Source organism: Paenibacillus polymyxa (assembly GCF_018614975.1).
Taxonomy (GTDB): Bacteria; Bacillota; Bacilli; order Paenibacillales; family Paenibacillaceae; genus Paenibacillus; species Paenibacillus polymyxa_E.
In genome coordinates this window covers 235,609-253,239 of record NZ_JAGGNR010000012.1, presented here as the reverse complement: position 1 = coordinate 253,239, position 17,631 = coordinate 235,609, and the positions used below count along the sequence as shown (strand labels likewise).

Annotated in this window: 18 protein-coding genes; 11 read left to right on the top strand and 7 right to left on the bottom strand. The window is 39.7% G+C overall.

The window, feature by feature from the left end:
• Nucleotides 1-10 precede the first annotated feature (10 nt).
• The 4 genes from J7E78_RS12015 (at nucleotide 11) to J7E78_RS29680 (ending at nucleotide 3,435) form a co-directional block, all read left to right on the top strand.
• A complete protein-coding gene (locus tag J7E78_RS12015) occupies nucleotides 11-847 on the top strand; it encodes a sulfurtransferase (protein ID WP_215076415.1) in 837 nt (278 codons plus the stop codon).
• 410 nt (nucleotides 848-1,257) lie between these two features.
• Nucleotides 1,258-2,832: an ATP-binding protein gene (locus tag J7E78_RS12010; RefSeq protein WP_215076414.1), complete on the top strand. Its 1,575-nt coding sequence runs from the start codon at nucleotides 1,258-1,260 to the stop codon at nucleotides 2,830-2,832.
• Between the two features lie 101 nt (nucleotides 2,833-2,933).
• A complete protein-coding gene (locus J7E78_RS30015; protein WP_215076413.1) occupies nucleotides 2,934-3,083 on the top strand; it encodes a sigma factor-like helix-turn-helix DNA-binding protein in 150 nt (49 codons plus the stop codon).
• Between the two features lie 220 nt (nucleotides 3,084-3,303).
• Complete coding sequence (locus J7E78_RS29680; RefSeq protein ID WP_255319700.1) at nucleotides 3,304-3,435, top strand: hypothetical protein; 132 nt, start codon at nucleotides 3,304-3,306, stop codon at nucleotides 3,433-3,435.
• A 182-nt stretch (nucleotides 3,436-3,617) separates the two neighbouring features.
• Here the strand turns inward: J7E78_RS29680 and J7E78_RS12000 are convergent, their stop codons facing one another.
• Both J7E78_RS12000 and J7E78_RS11995 read right to left on the bottom strand, forming a co-directional pair.
• Nucleotides 3,618-4,895, bottom strand: a complete 1,278-nt coding sequence (locus tag J7E78_RS12000; RefSeq protein WP_215076412.1) for an S-layer homology domain-containing protein — start codon at nucleotides 4,893-4,895, stop codon at nucleotides 3,618-3,620.
• Between the two features lie 127 nt (nucleotides 4,896-5,022).
• Nucleotides 5,023-6,156: a tyrosine-type recombinase/integrase gene (locus J7E78_RS11995; protein ID WP_215076411.1), complete on the bottom strand. Its 1,134-nt coding sequence runs from the start codon at nucleotides 6,154-6,156 to the stop codon at nucleotides 5,023-5,025.
• 286 nt (nucleotides 6,157-6,442) lie between these two features.
• On the opposite strand from J7E78_RS11995, the gene J7E78_RS11990 reads away from it, so the two are divergent.
• The gene (locus J7E78_RS11990; protein WP_215076410.1) at nucleotides 6,443-6,667 is read left to right on the top strand and encodes a helix-turn-helix domain-containing protein; all 225 of its coding nucleotides are present in this window, start codon (nucleotides 6,443-6,445) and stop codon (nucleotides 6,665-6,667) included.
• Nucleotides 6,668-7,040: 373 nt separating this feature from the next.
• On the top strand, nucleotides 7,041-9,053 hold the full coding sequence (locus J7E78_RS11985; RefSeq protein WP_215076409.1) for a DUF927 domain-containing protein: 2,013 nt from the start codon (nucleotides 7,041-7,043) through the stop codon (nucleotides 9,051-9,053).
• 691 nt (nucleotides 9,054-9,744) lie between these two features.
• Here J7E78_RS11985 and J7E78_RS11980 read toward each other — a convergent pair.
• Nucleotides 9,745-10,425, bottom strand: coding sequence for a hypothetical protein (locus J7E78_RS11980; protein ID WP_110896458.1), 681 nt, complete (start codon nucleotides 10,423-10,425; stop codon nucleotides 9,745-9,747).
• Nucleotides 10,426-10,662: 237 nt separating this feature from the next.
• Here J7E78_RS11980 and J7E78_RS11975 point away from each other — a divergent pair, with 237 nt between their 5' ends.
• The 3 genes from J7E78_RS11975 to J7E78_RS11965 all read left to right on the top strand — a co-directional run bounded on the left by J7E78_RS11975 (nucleotide 10,663) and on the right by J7E78_RS11965 (nucleotide 12,976).
• Nucleotides 10,663-11,088: a hypothetical protein gene (locus tag J7E78_RS11975; RefSeq protein WP_215076408.1), complete on the top strand. Its 426-nt coding sequence runs from the start codon at nucleotides 10,663-10,665 to the stop codon at nucleotides 11,086-11,088.
• A 73-nt stretch (nucleotides 11,089-11,161) separates the two neighbouring features.
• Nucleotides 11,162-12,391: a hypothetical protein gene (locus tag J7E78_RS11970; RefSeq protein WP_215076407.1), complete on the top strand. Its 1,230-nt coding sequence runs from the start codon at nucleotides 11,162-11,164 to the stop codon at nucleotides 12,389-12,391.
• A gap of 255 nt (nucleotides 12,392-12,646) precedes the next feature.
• The gene (locus J7E78_RS11965; RefSeq protein WP_215076406.1) at nucleotides 12,647-12,976 is read left to right on the top strand and encodes a hypothetical protein; all 330 of its coding nucleotides are present in this window, start codon (nucleotides 12,647-12,649) and stop codon (nucleotides 12,974-12,976) included.
• Nucleotides 12,977-13,045: 69 nt separating this feature from the next.
• On the opposite strand, the gene J7E78_RS11960 is transcribed toward J7E78_RS11965, so the two are convergent.
• The 4 genes from J7E78_RS11960 to J7E78_RS11945 form a co-directional block, all read right to left on the bottom strand.
• Nucleotides 13,046-13,282 carry a hypothetical protein gene (locus tag J7E78_RS11960; protein WP_215076405.1) on the bottom strand — a complete coding sequence of 79 codons (237 nt, stop codon included), beginning with the start codon at nucleotides 13,280-13,282 and terminating at the stop codon, nucleotides 13,046-13,048.
• 2 nt (nucleotides 13,283-13,284) lie between these two features.
• The gene (locus J7E78_RS11955) at nucleotides 13,285-13,449 is read right to left on the bottom strand and encodes a hypothetical protein (protein ID WP_215076404.1); all 165 of its coding nucleotides are present in this window, start codon (nucleotides 13,447-13,449) and stop codon (nucleotides 13,285-13,287) included.
• 262 nt (nucleotides 13,450-13,711) lie between these two features.
• Entirely contained in the window at nucleotides 13,712-14,455 is a 744-nt protein-coding gene (locus J7E78_RS11950; RefSeq protein WP_215076403.1) for a Crp/Fnr family transcriptional regulator, read from the bottom strand.
• Between the two features lie 25 nt (nucleotides 14,456-14,480).
• Nucleotides 14,481-14,819: a helix-turn-helix domain-containing protein gene (locus J7E78_RS11945; protein ID WP_184182064.1), complete on the bottom strand. Its 339-nt coding sequence runs from the start codon at nucleotides 14,817-14,819 to the stop codon at nucleotides 14,481-14,483.
• Nucleotides 14,820-14,976: 157 nt separating this feature from the next.
• On the opposite strand from J7E78_RS11945, the gene J7E78_RS11940 reads away from it, so the two are divergent.
• Together J7E78_RS11940 and J7E78_RS11935 are read left to right on the top strand one after the other, a co-directional pair.
• Complete coding sequence (locus J7E78_RS11940; RefSeq protein ID WP_215076402.1) at nucleotides 14,977-15,708, top strand: NPCBM/NEW2 domain-containing protein; 732 nt, start codon at nucleotides 14,977-14,979, stop codon at nucleotides 15,706-15,708.
• 250 nt (nucleotides 15,709-15,958) lie between these two features.
• Nucleotides 15,959-16,981 (top strand): S-layer homology domain-containing protein, encoded by a 1,023-nt coding sequence (locus J7E78_RS11935; protein WP_215076401.1) that lies wholly within the window; start codon nucleotides 15,959-15,961, stop codon nucleotides 16,979-16,981.
• Nucleotides 16,982-17,631 lie beyond the last annotated feature (650 nt).

The following is a 17,631-nucleotide window of genomic DNA, read 5'->3' as shown; positions in this document are numbered from 1 at the left end:
GTGTATTTTGATGAAAAATATTGTATCCATGCGCTGGCTGCTCGCCAGAATGTATGAACCGGATGTCGTCATTGCAGATTGCCGATTCTTGCTCGGTCAGCCGGAGGCTGGAAGACAAGCCTATGAAGCTGGACATATTCCAGGCGCTGTCTATCTCGATTTGGAAAAAGATCTGTCTTCCCCTGTGTCTGCCCACGGAGGACGTCACCCTCTTCCTGATCCGGCTGTTCTCGCAAGTCGTCTCTCCAAAGCTGGCATCGGCTCCAACAGTCGGATTGTTGCTTATGACGATCAAGGCGGGATGTATGCATCTCGTCTTTGGTGGCTGCTGCGCTACATCGGTCATGAACAGGTGTATATCATGGACGAAGGTTTCTCTGCTTGGCAAAATGCCAAGTTCCCGGTGACCGTGGATGTGCCAGTTCAGATCCCGTCTTCCTTTGAGGTGAACGTACAGCCAGCCATGCTGGCAAGTGCCCAGGATGTTCAGCAGGCTTCGGCAAGTGGCAGTGCCGTGCTAATTGACTCCCGTGATGCTCGCCGCTATGCGGGTCTGGAGGAACCCATTGATGCCAAGGCCGGACATATTCCGGGCGCGGTGAATTATTTTTGGAAAGATGTGTTGGATTGGGATGGACGTTGGACAGATACCGGGGTGTTAGAAGAGCGTTTCAGTAAGCTGGACAAGGATGGTGCAATTATCGTGTACTGCGGATCAGGCGTATCAGCTTGCCCGAACGTGATTGCACTGGAAGAAGCGGGATTCTCGAATGTGAAGTTGTACTCCGGAAGCTGGAGCGACTGGATTAGTTATGAGGAAAATCCGGTGGCTACAGACACTGAATAACGTTCAAGAACCCGCGCAGAGCACGGGTTCTTTGTATTTGGAATTTGATGGGGTCGAGTTCATGCAGAGTGGAAAGCGTTATATCAAGTCAACAGAGAATCAACCAGAAGACGCAGAAAGCATTTTCTGCGCAGAATGATGAATACGCGCCCCAGACGCGGGACGCGTAGAATGGGATAGGAACTGTGAACCAGTAGTAGGTCTTCAGTCAACAACTTCATAAGAGTCAACTAAAAACCAACTTAAAACGCATAATATTAATGATAAAAACAAATATGATTTTACAAGGAGAAACACGTGAGTTTTTCTTTTTTCTACCTACCAAGTAAATTGATGTGATATACTCTGTGTGTAGTTTGAATTATTTGGTATTGTATTCAGAGAGTACATAATAACTGGGGGACGAAAAGGTGAACGACTTGCAAGAGGTTAAAGTGGTTTTCATAGGAGAATCTGGGTGTGGTAAAAGTACTATAATTCGCCATTTAGCAGCTGATCCCCATAAGTTGAAGTACGCTTCTTCTAGTGAAGGACATGCTGGAACCACAAAAGTTACAATTGAATATCTGTTTAGCGAATATTCTGATATTGTAGTTAATTCTGTTTCTTGTAACATGAACTTTCCTAAAGATTCTAGTTTTGAATTTGTAAGTGATGCTGGCTTTGAAGCATACCTAAAGTCTACTGGAAATACCGAGAAACTAGACCGTTCCAACGATGATTACGAAGAGTCAATCAATGAATTCGCAAAGGAATATTTGTGTAGTATGGACATCAGTCAAGTATTTGGAATAATAAACCAATCTAGTACCTTTTTCAATCACATAACTATAGAAGTTCCAGTGAACCCAAATTTGCATAAGGAAATGGCCGAGAATGGTATTGATATTCTAAAAATTGTTGATACCAGAGGACTTGGAGACGATGATGATATAGAGCGGATTATTCCTTTCGCTGGAGCAGATGCGATTATGATTGTTGGAAAAAGTGAAACACCTACTCCCTCCATTCGTGATGGACTTATTAAAGTTTGTCAAGATTACAAGCATGTTCCAGTACTGTTTATTGGAAAACACCATATCAATGAAGATGAAGTGGATGTAAAATCTAGTAATGATATGGACGAGTATTTAGACAAATTAGAAAAATTCAATAAAACTCCAGACTGTTCGATCCGTCGTCTTTATGCGAACGTGTGTGAGGAACACTTAGAGTTAATTAAACCTGTACAAGATGTCATGAACGAATGTCGCATAAACAATGTGCCTTTCATCAATTCTTTGGATTTACCTAAAGCTAAGGAATCTAATTATTACAAATTTTATGTACCTGCTTGTGTACGCATTTTTGGAAATTGCATTAAGACAATTAGCTCTTACCAAGTTGCCCAAAAAGAAGTGGCAGAACAACTACGCAATAGTGAAATAGAAATTTTCAACGCAATGTACACTAAAAAATTACTTGATTCTACTGTAGGACGTGTCACGATAGAACCACAGAAGTACAAAAAATTTGTGGACTTCGAATCAGTTGCAAAGGGTTATTCCCTTCGTCGAGGGTCACCAATTGAGTACTCTTACAATTGTGTCGCTGTAACTTTATATTCAATGTTAAAAAAATCAATTGATCAAGTTGTGATTAGTGCGGACAATGCGATTAGCAACGATATTTTAAGATTCTTTTTCAATCGAGTGCTTCAGCACAATTCTCACAACTGGTATTGGGGCTATGATAACGGTTATTATTATAATGTAATTGATTTTAAATATCAGACTGTGTCTTCATGTAAAGATAGACTTGCAAAGATTAATTTAAAGCTTGATAGTGTGGTTTGTACTAGATTTGACAAAAAATATGATCCTCAGGAATCAATACAGATTCTTCTTCTTGAGGAAAGTCTCTTGTATTTGATAAGTAAGTTAGATAATGATGCAGACATCAACAATTATCTATTGGACTTATCTGTAGCTAATTCAATCCAATAAAAAACTTCAAACTGTATTCTATATGGATTCTAAATGGTTGTTATCTGTTATGATGCATTTGTGTTAAGGAGTGTAAATAATCTTCTTATGGAGGAATTATAATGACTTTAACACACAGAGAGCAACAAGTATGGAACAGAGTTGTACTTCAAGGTTGCACTATGGCTCAAGTCGCTAGACAACTTAACCTAAGTGAACCTAGAATCAGACAGCTTAGAAACTCTGCAATGGCTAAAAAATATAAACCATAAATCCATGCTGTTGTTCTAAGAGACCACGTCCAACCACGTGGTCCTTCTCTACTTTCACAGCATCACAGGTAACATCAGAGAATACATATGTATATAGCAATAGGCCTCTACATCTCTGTAGGGGCCTCTCTGTTTTTTTTCACTTGACTATTCCTCAAGCGTGTGGTAGAGTCCAATTTACAAGAATCACACTACTACCACTCCAAGGAGGATCAGCCAAATGAGCAAAAAAGATATGATTGACGCATTGCGTCGTATCGGCGCGCACAACCGGGCCGACGAATTGGAGTCTTACTCCGATAAAAACGGGAATAATTGGGGCTGGAATGGCTTTTACAATAAGAAAAAGTGATTTACACTCTAAGAACTGTTAACAGCAGTTCTTTTTTCTTTTGCTCCAACCTTAATCCCATTAAAACATGAAGAGATAATTTTTGACAATTACATTCCAGAATAAGAGATGAACCCGCACAACAAATACACGCCCCTGTATATAACAAAAGGCCCCCACATCGCTGTAGGGGCCTCTCTATCTTATTTATTTACACGGATGTTGATCATCTTACCATCTTCTGTGTACATTTGGGCGAGACCATCATCTGCGCTCTTAGTCGAGTATGTCGCCGCCCACATATCCTTTTCACCCTGCCCCTTGTTATAGGATTTTGGGGATCTTTCATCTCTTGTGTAATAGTTGGCACCATACTTATCGATGTTTGCATTAAAAATGGGCAGCCCTATTTGAATGGATAATCCTGTATCAGCCAAAGTGCCAAGTCTGCTCAGGTTGTCTACTTTTGATGTGAAAGAGTACTCAGTGAAAATTCGGTAACGTTCCTGGTACAATGTTTTGGATATAGGATCAGCATCTGAATGGAACATCGGAGCATACACGCTCTTTTTACCATCGGCCGGATACGGGTCTACAAAGATCATCTTCGACATTGTGACTGTAGCTACATCACTTCTTAGTTTCAGTGACTTTCCAAATGCTTCATTCACGTTCTTGTATTGAGACGCATCTGGTGCCGCCATCTTCATCTTTCCAAATGTATTGAAGTTAGTGCCGGTTTTAGCTACTTCACGCAGTTCGTTCAGTCCGTAAAAGTCAGTGGCTTTCTTGCCTTCTGCTTCCATATAACGAAGCAAAATCGTAGCTACCTCAGCCCGTGTAGTCGGAGCGTCTACGTTGAACTTCCCTGCCGCATCCCCCGTCATAATCCCCGTGCCCATTGCAATCGTAACGAATGGGTAGTCAGACTTTTTCAGTGTACCTTTGAAAAACTCTTGCACTGGGATCAGGGCTTTATCACCTTTTGCATCTCCTTGAGCTTTGTTGTACTCAGAATCTGCCGCCGCCAGTCCGTTAGCCATCCATTTTGCAAGTTCGATCCGCGTCATAGCTTTGTTGCCTACAAATCCGTTTGGATAATCTACACGGTTCACAAATCCAAGCGCAGTCACTTTGTTCACTGCTTCTGCCGCCCAATTTGTAGGTGGTACGTCACTAAATGCTTGGCTCACCTTGTTTGCCTTGTATTTTGTTGCCCTGCTAAGCATTGCCGCAAACTCAGCCCGTGTAACATTGGCACCTGGCTTATATGTGCCATCAGTGTATCCTTCCACCAGTCCAAGCTCAGCCGCTTTTCTAATAGAAGTTTCAGCCCAATGGCCTTTGATATCCGTAAAGTTGGTGCTTGCCTGGGCCACTTCTGCTGAAACTGGCACTGTTGCATAGGATGCACTCGATAATGTAATCACTGTAGCCAGCGCCAACAAGAGTTTTCCAGCACCATAATTTTGCTTGCTCACCTCTTCACCCCCGTTTGCTCGTCATACATAGACCATTATGAGGTATATTCCCTCACCAAACAGTACCCGTCACAACATCTATTGTGTAGGATTGATCACAAACATTCGTTCGAACAGGCCTTTTGCATCACAACGATTTCATTTCATATGCTAACAGGTCGTCTAACCTCTCCGCTGCTCCATAATCTACACCATACGTATGCGAGTAACGATCCAAAGTAATTCCCACCGACGAATGCCCCATTCGCTCCGATACAATCTTCGGATGTACATTTTGCTTCAATAACAATGAAGCATGGGTGTGACGTAAATCATGGAACCGAATTTTGGGGAGCCCCGATCTTCTGAGCAAATCCAGCCAACGTGCTTCAAAATAATAAGGACTGATTGGCAAACCATGTTTGGTCTGAGAAATGAGCCCGTGATCATTGTATTTAGGACCAGATGCCAGCTTGTCCTCTGCTTGCATTACTTTTTGCTTTTTCAAGGCAGTCATAGTTACATCAGGTATAGCCATGGTTCGAATTCCGGCCGCAGTCTTTGGTTCCTGAAATATATGCCCCTTTTCTCCCCTGGTGTAGGATTGCTTTACGGTGAGTGTTCTGGCTTTCAAATCAACATCTTCCCATCTCAATGCAATAGCTTCTCCACGACGTAATCCGCAAGTGGCAGCAAGCAAAATAATCATATGATATCGATAAGGCTCGGTGTAATGCAAAAATTGCGTAAGCTGTTCACTTGTCCAAACAGTCGTTTTAGTTTTTGGAATCTTCGGAGGCTTTACTAGTGCGGCCACATTCCGTGTTAGCACTTCATGCCGGACTGCTGTAGCCAAACCGTCATGTAGCACCTTATGCACATGATTAATCGACTGGGGCGACAGACCGGCTTCAATCCGTAGCTTCTCGTACATACTTACCAAATGATGTGGAACAAGCTTAGCCAGAGGAATCTGACCAAGCTTTGGAATGATATGATAGTTAATCAACCATTTGTACGTTTTAACTGTGCCCGGACGTAGCTGAGGCCGCTTCAGATCAAGATATTTGATAAAATAATCTTGCACAGTCTCTTTCGTTTCAGTAATATAGCTACCTCTTCCTACTTCAGCTAAAGCCTGAGCCAGTGCTGCTTCTGCCTCTTTCCGTGAAGCAAACCCCGATTTCATTTTTTGCCGACGTCTGCCTGTTTCAGGATGCTTCCCCATCTCAATGGTGTAAGCATATGTACCATTTTTCCTTTTACTGATACAACCTCGCATGATCATGCCTCCTTACATAGTTGTCCCCAAAAGTAAAACATGGAGAACAAATCATCGCCAAGGAAGTTCCTGTATCTCCCGAAAGACTGCACTATTCTGCTCGTTAAACCTGGTTCAACGCGGTTAAACACCGTTTAACTTTTCCAGAAAAACCATTCTCTTAAACGTAATCAGCAATATTTTGATCTGCAAAGTTAAACTGTTCATCATACGAAAAGATGCGAATAGAATAATTGTTATGACATATTTTTACATGATAAAATAGATTTAGAAAGGGGGACACACCTTGAACCAGCATACACACCATCCAACAGTTACTGTAATGGAGAATGGTCAGCTTTTGACAATAGATCAACTCAGTAAAATTTTGCAGACCACTCGAAGAAATATTGAAAAGCTTCGCAAAGAACACGGGCTTCCCTTCTATTCGCTCTCACCAAGAGGTCACCCGCGTTTTGATCTGATAGAAGTTAAGGAATGGATGAGAAGAAATTCTCGTAAAAGTTCTTGACTTTCTAAACGCCATCAATCATAATGCTTGAACAGCTAAAAAGTTATCTGTGTATGTATATTTTCTGCTTAGAATGTAATTTATCTTTTTAATGTAAACCATGTTGAAGAATGTTGATCGCTTTTATTAAACTTTCAATGATAGATGAAAGTTTGTTTGCGATTACTTCATTCGGCATGGTTTTTTGTGTTTTGTCTTCTTTTGATGTCAGCTTTAAAAAACATAAAAAGGGTCTGGACATTTTCAATCAATGTCCAGACCACACATCAAAATAGGCGAACCATTTCATATTTTTATTAAAATACGCCAATATGATTTCTGTCAATTATTGGAGTGTAGAGATGGACGCCTCCCAATTACAGGAGGTATATCAGTGAAGCATTTACAAATTTATAACAACAACGTCCGTGGTAATGAAAATTATCAACATCATCTCCAAGAAGCTATCACCACTCTCAATGTATCTGCAACATACACGAGAGGTGCCGGAATTCCATCGCATCAGATTGAGCGCAGCGCCATTCTTAAAGCAATGACGGAAGTTTTTCCAGATAAAACAGAAGAAGAGATTATTATTGATCTGATTCATTCTCCACAAATTGTACCCGCTGCGGTTAATGATTTCATGTACTTTCATCATCAAACCTTCCCAGGAAACAAGGCATGTCTCATTCCTGAGTTCAATTTGAATAAAGCAAAACAGATTGGTCTACACATTCATAATTTCTTTGGGAGTACTCCGTATTCAGGCTCTCACTTTGAAGTTGTCAATGTCAAACTCGCCCCACAAACCATTATCAGTTATTATGACGATAATCTTGAAAAGTGGGTCCTTCTGCAGGTAGCCGACACAGATTTGTATCGTGTGACCAAAGAGTTTGAGGAAACATGTATTTCAAACGGACTCCCTTTCCAAAAAGGTGAATTTGAAAAACTCATGAAATACATTTCTGCGTATAAGGAGCTAAATCATCGCCTCATTCCAAGCTACGATCAGTATAGTTTTATTGGCTGGAATGAAGACAAGACCCAGTTCATTAGCCCACGTAGAAAGGATTGTTATGTTCGTATTGCTGATGATAAAGCCCAAACAATGATTAAACACGGATACGTAACCAAAGGAAATGATGCTAAGCAGAATCTGGAACAGATACTAGAACAACTTAAAGACCACCCTCTGTCCGTTGCAGTTTACGTTAGTTCGTATATCAATGTACTAATGAGTGGTGGTTTCGCCTCTTCAAGCTATCTGATACTTGATATTTATGGCGCTAAGGGCAAGGGGAAAAACCTTTTACAGTACACTGCGATGAATCCGATTGGAAAATCTGAGGAAAAATCTCCTTTGATGCAGACATGGGTTGGCGCCACAGATGCGGGAATTCTAGCAAGCATCCGTCCGCATAGTAGTCACCCTGCATTTTTCGATGACTCTCAAACACAAACTAAAGAAACTTTGCAAAAAGCGATCTATACTGCTTTTAACTCCGCATATGGAGTAAAGGCGAATAAAGACGGAACTGCCAGAGAAGATAAGAATACAACTTCCATTATTATATCCACTGGTGAAACATCCATTTTATCTATGGTTCATATGGATGGGCTTACTCGGCGTGTTCTCCCCCTATCCATTGACCGTGTACTGGAAACACTTGTGGATCAACCAGAGAAGCTAAAAGAATGGCAAGATCGACTAGGAAAATTGCTTAATTCGACTTACGGACTCACACTTGATCTTTTCGTTGATTATACACTGGAAAACAAAGCGGCTATTGAGAAACGATTTGAGAAGTACATTGCATTATACAGAGCTGACAGCGAACATATCATGTTTGACCATGAAAGATATAATTCCTATGCAAAGTATCTAGCAAGTATGCATGTCGTTCTGGAGTGCCTTTCCGAGAAATATCAATTGTCCTCCCTTAATCACGAAGAAATTAACCGAATTTGTGAGTATACTAATGATTATTTGAAAGAAATTTGTACAGGGCGAAATAAGAATATCGAAGCTCTAGAGGATGTTATGGCCTACGCCACTACTAATCAAAAAAAGCACTTTACAGAAAGCAACCCGAACCACTCTCAATATGGAAAATTTTCTGAATACAAAGTGAACGACAAGATAATCCCTTGTCTTATGATTGTAACTAATGAATTAAATAACCTTCTCACTACATGGGGTTACGTATCTAAAAATGTAATTTCTTCTTGGGCAACGTATGGCATTATCCGCACAGCCACAAGTAATAAAGGCGGCGGACGGCTTTCCAAAGTTAACAGCCACAAATGCTCATTGACTCATGCCGATAATACAAAAACCCAACCTTATTGTACCTTCATACATCTAGAAGATGCACAAAACCTTATTGATCAAAACAACTAGTGCATCAAAAACAAGCTCGACAAATTCAATGTGCTTAACAACACAGGGCTCCTTCTCGCTTGATGCGGAGGAGCCCTTATTCCATTCTAGTTAAGCAAATACTACAACTACTAAGGTAGTAGCCTTCCTTGCTTCATAAGCTGATGATAAGCTACTCGCTACAAGAACTCACCAATGATCACAGTAGTCGTTCCACTATCTTTTAATGTTTAACAATCTGTTTCTACCATGTCCGCACTATATTCTTAGATCCCCTCCCCCGAAGAACAAGGCCAGATTGGGAGGCTCAAAAAGCGGGGGAGGATTGGGGAGATTTGTTAAAGCTCGTGAGAAACGGGGCACAGCTTATCCATCCTCCCATTCCCCCAAAAGAAATGCACAACAGAAACAAAAACATGCTAACACTAGAAAAGGTGGTTGAACATTGTACAGAGTGTGGGAGATTGGGAGGATGATATATTTATTATTTTATTTTTGCTTTGTTTTTATCGGATTCTAGTTCATTAGGGTAGGATGCTCCCGTCATGTCCCCCACATTTCTCCCGTCCTCCCATGTATAAAACCACACTTAATTCAATCTATATATTAGTTGAGTACGTTTTCTATTACTCGCATATCATTTAAAATATACACACATGGAGAAAAATGAGCTTTACAGAAGCGAATTTACTAACAAGGAACATGTAACGTTTCATTCGAATAATTCTTTTCCCAGTATATATCTCAATTCATCAGTCTTGATTGTAGGAGAGTCCGTCTCTGCTAGTTTGAATAATTTCTGATGAACTTCACTCTGATTTCCAAGATATTCAATCATATCTTCTTGTTTTACAGATAAATATTGCTGTCTGCCTACTCTAGTTTTAATAGCTTTTATTCTTTTTTCATCCGGTTGCATCCACCTTTTAATTGTTGATTCTTTATCGGAAATACCATATTTTTTCACAAGTTCAATTACACTTTCTTTTTCAATATATTTATGATTTTCAGGAGTACTCTCCGCATTTTGAATATAAGATTTTGCATGAGATATTTGTTGTTTATTTCTATTTTGAAGGTCACTCAATTCCGGCCCAAAAATTTCATTCATCGTAAAATCATCAATATTTTTTGACTTATTCAAACAATTCAAGAATTTTTTGTTTCGATTTCGATAGTCAGTTTTATTTTTGATTTCCTTGTAAATATAGGTCTCCATAATACTGTCATATGTTTTAAGGGCGTTTTTACTTTGTATTACTCCCTCGGCCTTAGTCAAATTCAGTTTAGTTTCGATATCTTCCCTAATGCTCCTGTCATTAAGAACCCCCCTGTAATTAAGATTTTTTATGGACTCAATCCATTGACTAACTTCAATATGTCCAGTGTTCACAACGACCTACCCCTTTCTTATTGTCACAGGTTAATTACAAATGCCAACAAATTTTAAGCAACAATATTAACGGAAGAATTTTCTTCTGTTAATATTAGCGACACAAAGCATACTTGTCAATTATTCTTACTCTTGTGATCGAGGACACGACTCTTGCGGTTCCTTGGTCTCAAAATACAAGGAGGTTAATTTTAAGATCACCGCAATACAGGCCAACTTATAAAGGAGATGAGAAATATGTTTTCAGTACCCAATGTAACAATTACTCAATTGAAAAAAGCTTATGAGAAAACAATCAATACCTTGGAAAAATCCCGTATTTGTTTATCAAAAAAAAATGGAGAATACAAGGAGGCCAATTCTCGGATTGGCAACATAACATGCAAGATTAGAGCTGAGAGGGAGTTCATTTTCATTAGTTTCATGCATGACTTGGAAGATAATTTTTTGCTTGAGTTAGTTCATGCTACTATGTCGGCTCAGAAAGATGAAATTTTTGTCAAATCATTTCTGGAAGAAGCTGAGGTTGACGAAATCCTAAATGACCAGGCACTGAATCACAAGTTGATGCATGCCATAGCTGACCTACAACATTTATTTATATGTTTAGCAACGCTTTCAATGCTCTATGAAGGCCAGCTCGAATCCAAGAGTTATAATTAATGCTCACTTGCAAATAGAGAGTCGAGTGACTCTCTATTCAAATACTCACTACATTTAAAGGAGCCAACCATCCATGAACACTAATCAAAATACTTCATACACGCCTGAGCAGTTGCAACAATTGATTCTAGCTCCCCATAGCGACAATAAAATGGAGCAATTCGCCAAAATCAGCAAAATGCCCTATGAAAAGGACGGCCCTCGCTCTCAACTACTGGCTCTTTTTTGGAAAACCCTATATGAGCCATTTTTCAGCAGAACTGATAATAAGGCTTCGTATCTTGAAATCAATTTTAAACAGATGAACGGAAAGTTTCGAACACAATACTATGAACTTAATGACAAAAATTTACTGCGGGCAGCAAATTTTGGTTTGGCTAAAAATGAGGGCGATTGTGTGTACTATGGAGTTAACCCTAGAAAAGAAGTCCACAAGCATGATGAAGATAACTACGAAATGAAAGCTACTAATTCTGGAGTTGATCTGTCGAGCACTATATGGATTGATATTGATATCAAGTCTGTAGAGGCTGCTACTCCAAAGGAAGCAAAAGAATTCATTCTACAATTGTTGGATGAAAAGATGCCCTTCTCTCCATCTATCATCGTAGACAGCGGAAATGGTTTCCACGTTTATTTCCTCTTGGACCAGCCTTACGATTCCAAACAAGTATCAACCATATGTGCCCGGATGGAGAAACATATAGGCATCGCTGATCACTGTCATGACGCCTCCCGTATCATGCGAATGCCAGGATCTGTTAACCGTAAAGATCCAAAAAGGCTTAAACGTACTTGCTTCGTTCGTTGGAACAATATTCGATACTCGTTGGATCAATTTGAGTACCTGCCTGCAATAGAAACTATACAATCTTCCCTACACATGCAGAAAGTTAAATTGCCAACATTATACAATTTAGTGCCATTTCCTGAATCAGAGCTTCGTGAACGTATTAAAAAGGATAAACGACTCCTTGAAAAGTTGAATACAAAATCTATTGATGAATATCTGAACACCTATGCAAGCAGTAGTATGCGAGATAAAACTCGATCTGGGAGAGATTTCCATGCCACCTGCCAGCTTCTAAAAGAAGGCTTCACCCCAGAAGAGATCAGCAGAATATTTATTTCCACACCTGTAGGTGACAAGGTTCGCGAGAAGTGGGAAAACGATGGAGAAGCAACCGCATTATCCTATATGAACAAGACCATTGAAAATGCGTTAAGAACCATGGCTGAAGAAGAGTACAGTCGACGTTCCAAAATACAAAGCGTGATCATCATTGATAACCCTCGATATTAATAGCTCAACTGTTCCTTGCACATCTCTCTACATAAAGGGGAGATGTGCAAAAATTTAACTTAATGTAGAAAGGCTATCTATGGCATACCTTCGTATCCACCAAACAATGAAAGAGATATTGTTATGCTATGGAACAGGTCAGGGATTACATTGACTACATTTTAATGACCATGATTCGATTTATAAAGAAAGTTACGTGCACATTTTTGTATCTGCATGTGGCCTCAACAGATAACAAGCTAAGGAGAGATTTGAATGAATATATCTGATCAAATAAAGGAAATCATTGATTTAGTTCAGCAGGCTCCGTTGCCAGATAGCGGTCATGCCGTTTCACCCTCTGGAGTAGAGGTATTCTACGGTTCCGATGTACCTACCATATTTCGAATTGCTAACGAAGCTACAACAGTGACAGTAGAGTGCGACATAGCTAGTGGTACTGCCACTGTAAAAATTAGAGACGTCGATGTTGACCGAACTGTTAAAACAGGGGACCTTGATGATCTGAAGAGTATGCTTGAAGAATTGATTTTAGCAAGTGGGCATGGCGTTGACCCTGGTTTAGTTTGTTTCAACCAGAACTAGTCACACTCGTGTTGGCCGAGAATGGACAACTTCATGTGACTTAGGTGGGGCAATACGCCCCGCCCGAGATCACATTTTAGCTGCCACCCTAACTCTTGATAGATTCTCTCTAATCACTGGTAAAAGTTCGTGATCCTCCAATTTGATATAAATCAGACTCCCACAAAATAGATCAAGTAACAATACAAAATCTGCAGGCTTCCTCCCCGCTTCAAATACAAAGCCATTTACTGCAATGTATTCCCGATGTTGTATCAGAATCTCTGAACATGAGTATAACTCAATACCAACAACACTTTTTTTCATATTCAGATCCGCCTAACTTCTTCCGGCAGAGAAAGTGTCGTCTTTGTTCGTCCAGCATCCGTGATCACACAAAACACAACACCACGTTCACTCAAGTACACGGACATTAAATATGATCCTTCTAACAAACCATTCTCATTAGCTAGAAACTCATCCTCTGATACCATTCCCCAGTCTCCTTGAGCATGGCGATTCAATGCAATCAATTGATCGGTTTCGCTAATCTGCTCCAAGACCCTGTCATTAACTACAATATCACCTAATTGAAATCTAGCTATATGACTTCTCTCCCCTACAAAATTTGTCCCTATTGAAACATGAAGAAATTTTGCTGGACAAGTAAATGAATGTACTAGGCGACACGATCTATAGGAACATTCGTTTGTAATAAGAATTACATAAAATCTGTAAGCAAGAGTGCAGAATCATCTAAATCGTTGGGATATGATACTTATGGGTCGAATGCCAAATACGTTTTTCAACTGGATCTTGATTTGCATTAGCAACATCCTGTAAACCTTCAAGATCAATAACGTAAACTTTGCGATGGTCCATGTGAATTAATTTCTCAGCCTTAAAATCATTAAGAGCTTTGGAAGCAGTTTCTCTACCTACACCGATCATACTACCAAAGTGTTGTTGCGTAATTCGCCAATTGATAAGCAATCCATTTGATGTTTTTTTACCAAAGTTGGATACCAAATCGAGCAATAGGTTTGCTGCACGCACTCGCACATCCAAGAAAGCAAGATATTCGATTTTACGATCCGCCTGAATTAAACGTTCACTAAGTATGTATATTACTTTACGCATGAGATCCGGATAGATCCGGACAATTTCATCCATTTGTTCACGTCTGATTTCCCACACACTGACTTCATCAAACGCGGCGACAGAAGCTGTTCTGAGATTATCGTGATGAAATAACTCAAGTTCACCAATAACTTCCCCAGGAAACTGATGCCCGAGCACAATCTCTTGGTGATCTTCTTGACGAAATATTTTCAGAATACCCGTTTGGATAACGTACATCGTGTGACCTGGATCATTTTGAAAGTAAAGTACTTGGTTCTTAGGATATTTTCTGAGAAGAAACTTGGACTCTATCCAAGTTCGCTCCTCTTTTTTAATTATATCTTTGAAAAAAGGACTATCCACTACAGATTGGTACATCGTCATACTCCTTTACTATGGGAGATCAGAATTTTTGGTCCCCCCAGCGAAACACGGATTGAAGCAATTGAAGTGCAAGTTGTTTGTCTTGTGGGGGTCTATCTTCAAGCAAAAGAAGAAGTCTTTGAAGGTCATCTGTCGGAGGAACTGGATCAAGGTGACGGAACAATTGTTCAAGTGTAATGTTCAGTCCATTAGCTATTCTCTCCAGACTTTCTACTGTTACATTTTTCTCGCCACGCTCAACTTGTCCAATGTAATTGGTATGTAGTCCAGAACGCTCTCCTAGGAGTTCCTGACTCATCCCTTGTTGCTTTCTAATATTTCGAATACGATCGCCGAGTTTTATTACTAAATTTTCCACACAAACCACCTCAAACTAAGCGTAACTGAGGCGGTAAATCAAATTAATACACTATAGTTGTTATAATTATATATAATAACATTTATAGTTTATATTTTAAAGTTATTTCATAAGTTTATCCTATTCAAACTAATTCTAATTATGGAGGTAACAATCAATGGGAAAAATGGGTAAATGGAAATTTGGAGCGGCAGGCTTTTTAGTGGGTACTTTATTTTTCAGTGGAATAGCTTGGGGAGCAACGAACAAGATTGAAGTCAGCTTTGATCCGGTTAGATTTATTGTGGACAAAGTCGATAAAACTCCTTCTGGTGGTAAATTTAACAATAACGGCTCGCCTGTTCCCTCCTCCCTCATCTACAGTGGAACAACATATGTGCCTATTAAGCTCATTGGAGATATGATAGGGAAGTCTGTTGCCTGGGATGGTAAAACAAAATCTGTTTTGTTTGGGGACTCGGTAGCAGAAGGAGATTACCTTTCTAACAAGCCTCCAATTAAGATAGCTGAAGATATGGTGATTAATGGTAAGATGAAAATCGACGGGCAGGAATATGATAAAGGTTTACAGCTTCCAAAAAGAGGTTTTATCATTAACGGTTTTGGTGATCATCATGAGTCCCTTACTCAAAGCTACACCCTAAATGGACAATATTCAGATTTATCCTTTATGTACGGGGTTGACGATAGTGTTAAAGAAGGATCAGGAAAATTAACTATTATAGGGGATGGGAAGGTTCTTTGGACTAGTATAGTTAGCAAAGGTGTGCCAACCCAGAGTGCGAGTGTTAATATTTCTGGTGTTCTAGATCTTAGCCTGGAATTCGGAGTCGTTAATGAAGGATATGCTATGATTAATATTGTGAATCCTGTGTTATCTCGTAAATAATCAAAAAAATTATGTAGTTCGTGCGCACTTCTATGAAATTAGCAAATTGAACTGTAATCTTACACCTATCCTAAAGCATCTGCATTTAAAATTTGTATCAGCAATTATTGCTTCATAGGTAAACATCATCTAACAACAATATTTTGCAACATTACATCAGTCTTTCATGCCAAAAAACTTTAATTTGTTAACATTGACAAAAATATTTCCAGCATATTTTAATGGGAGAAACGATCAGGGAGGTGTAAGGATGAAATATAAGAGGTTAATAGCTTTGATGGGATCAATACTGCTTTCAGTACAGTTAGCGACTGTAGTATCAGCCGCAAATCCAACTGAACAATTCGGGGACGTCAAATCCACTCACTGGGCGTACAGTACAATTCAATGGGCCATCAACAATGGTGTAATCAAAGGTTACCCAGATGGTACGTTCAAACCGAGCAAACAAGTATCTGAGGCTGAATTCTTGATGATGTTCATCTCGGCTTACGAAGAGGTAAAACCTGTTTCTGGTCAAACACATTGGGCTGACCCAGTGTACCAAATCGCAGTTGCAAAAAATTGGCCAGTAAATGGCGCTGCTAAAACTGCAATTGGTAGAGCTACACGTGACCAAGCAGTTACTCGTGCTGATGTAGCCAACATTATCGCCGGTGCCAATGGTATTAACTACATCGGAAAAGAAGCTATCCAGTACTTGCTCAATGAAAACTTGGCAGGTGGTAAGACTGGGAGTACAGTAGAAGGATATAAGGGTAATGACAAACTCACTCGTGCCGAAGCTGTAGCTTTCATCAAACGTGCAATAGATAACGGTTTGACTAAACTGGAAGATCGTCCACGTTTCCCAACTGACAAGCCTGTAACACCACCAGCTACAAATGTACCAACTGGTGTTAAAACAGTGTACGATGCTATGAAAAATGTGGTCAATAGCAACAGTACATACAAAGACTATATAGTCCGATACTCAACTACAACTGTTAGTGTAATGAAAACAGAGGGAGGAGGACACACCTCCTTCAGTATAGCAGAAACTTCACAGGGGTATAACAGAGTTATGCTTTTTGAAGCTGGCAATCCTGAGACTTGGAAGCTGGCAATAGAAATGCTCAAATCAGTTGGTATACCTGTTTCAGAAAACTTTCTTAAGAAGATTGATGACGCAGTGAATGAGCGTGAGACTTTTACCACAACATATGATAAGTACAAGGTCGCAATATATCCACATGCTACAGCGTACGACACAATACAAATTATGTTTAAGTAATAACTTTTGGGGCTCGCACTAATGTGAGGATCCAAATTTTGACGAGTATCGCATCCTAGTAGCACAGTTAAATAATTGACAGTGAAGTATCGTCCGATTTTTAATGAGAATAAAAGGACTGATTCAGTTGTCAATACAACAAAGTTTTCTTGAAGCCTGCCAAAACAATGATACTCTAAAATGCGCTATGCTCATTAGTATCTATAAAAACGAAATTCTCCAAGAGCCACCATTCATCTTTGAATGCGTGGCTCTTGGAGATGTACAAACACTTTTATTGATGTTAAACAACGGTCTGAATCCAAATTTGTGCGACTTTGAAGGAATCAGTCTGCTTCACCTTTGTTTGCAACTTGATAAGATTGATGAAGCAAGGGCACTTCTTGGCTTCGACGTATGCGTCATTAATGAATGCATTAAGGATTAATTGAGTGAATTATGTTTTTTCAGTTCGACTTGTTTCATAATCCGAGGGAAAGTTTTCTTATGGAAATGTACTTGGCATACACATTACTTTCGCCAGCAAATTAGATCGCTTGGGTATAACTGAATATTGCTTTGACACAACTCCCAGCTACATGCGTTACTCATCGGTGAGATTCAACTATTTTTCAAGAGAATGAGTCATTTCCAGCCTAGCAATATCATGT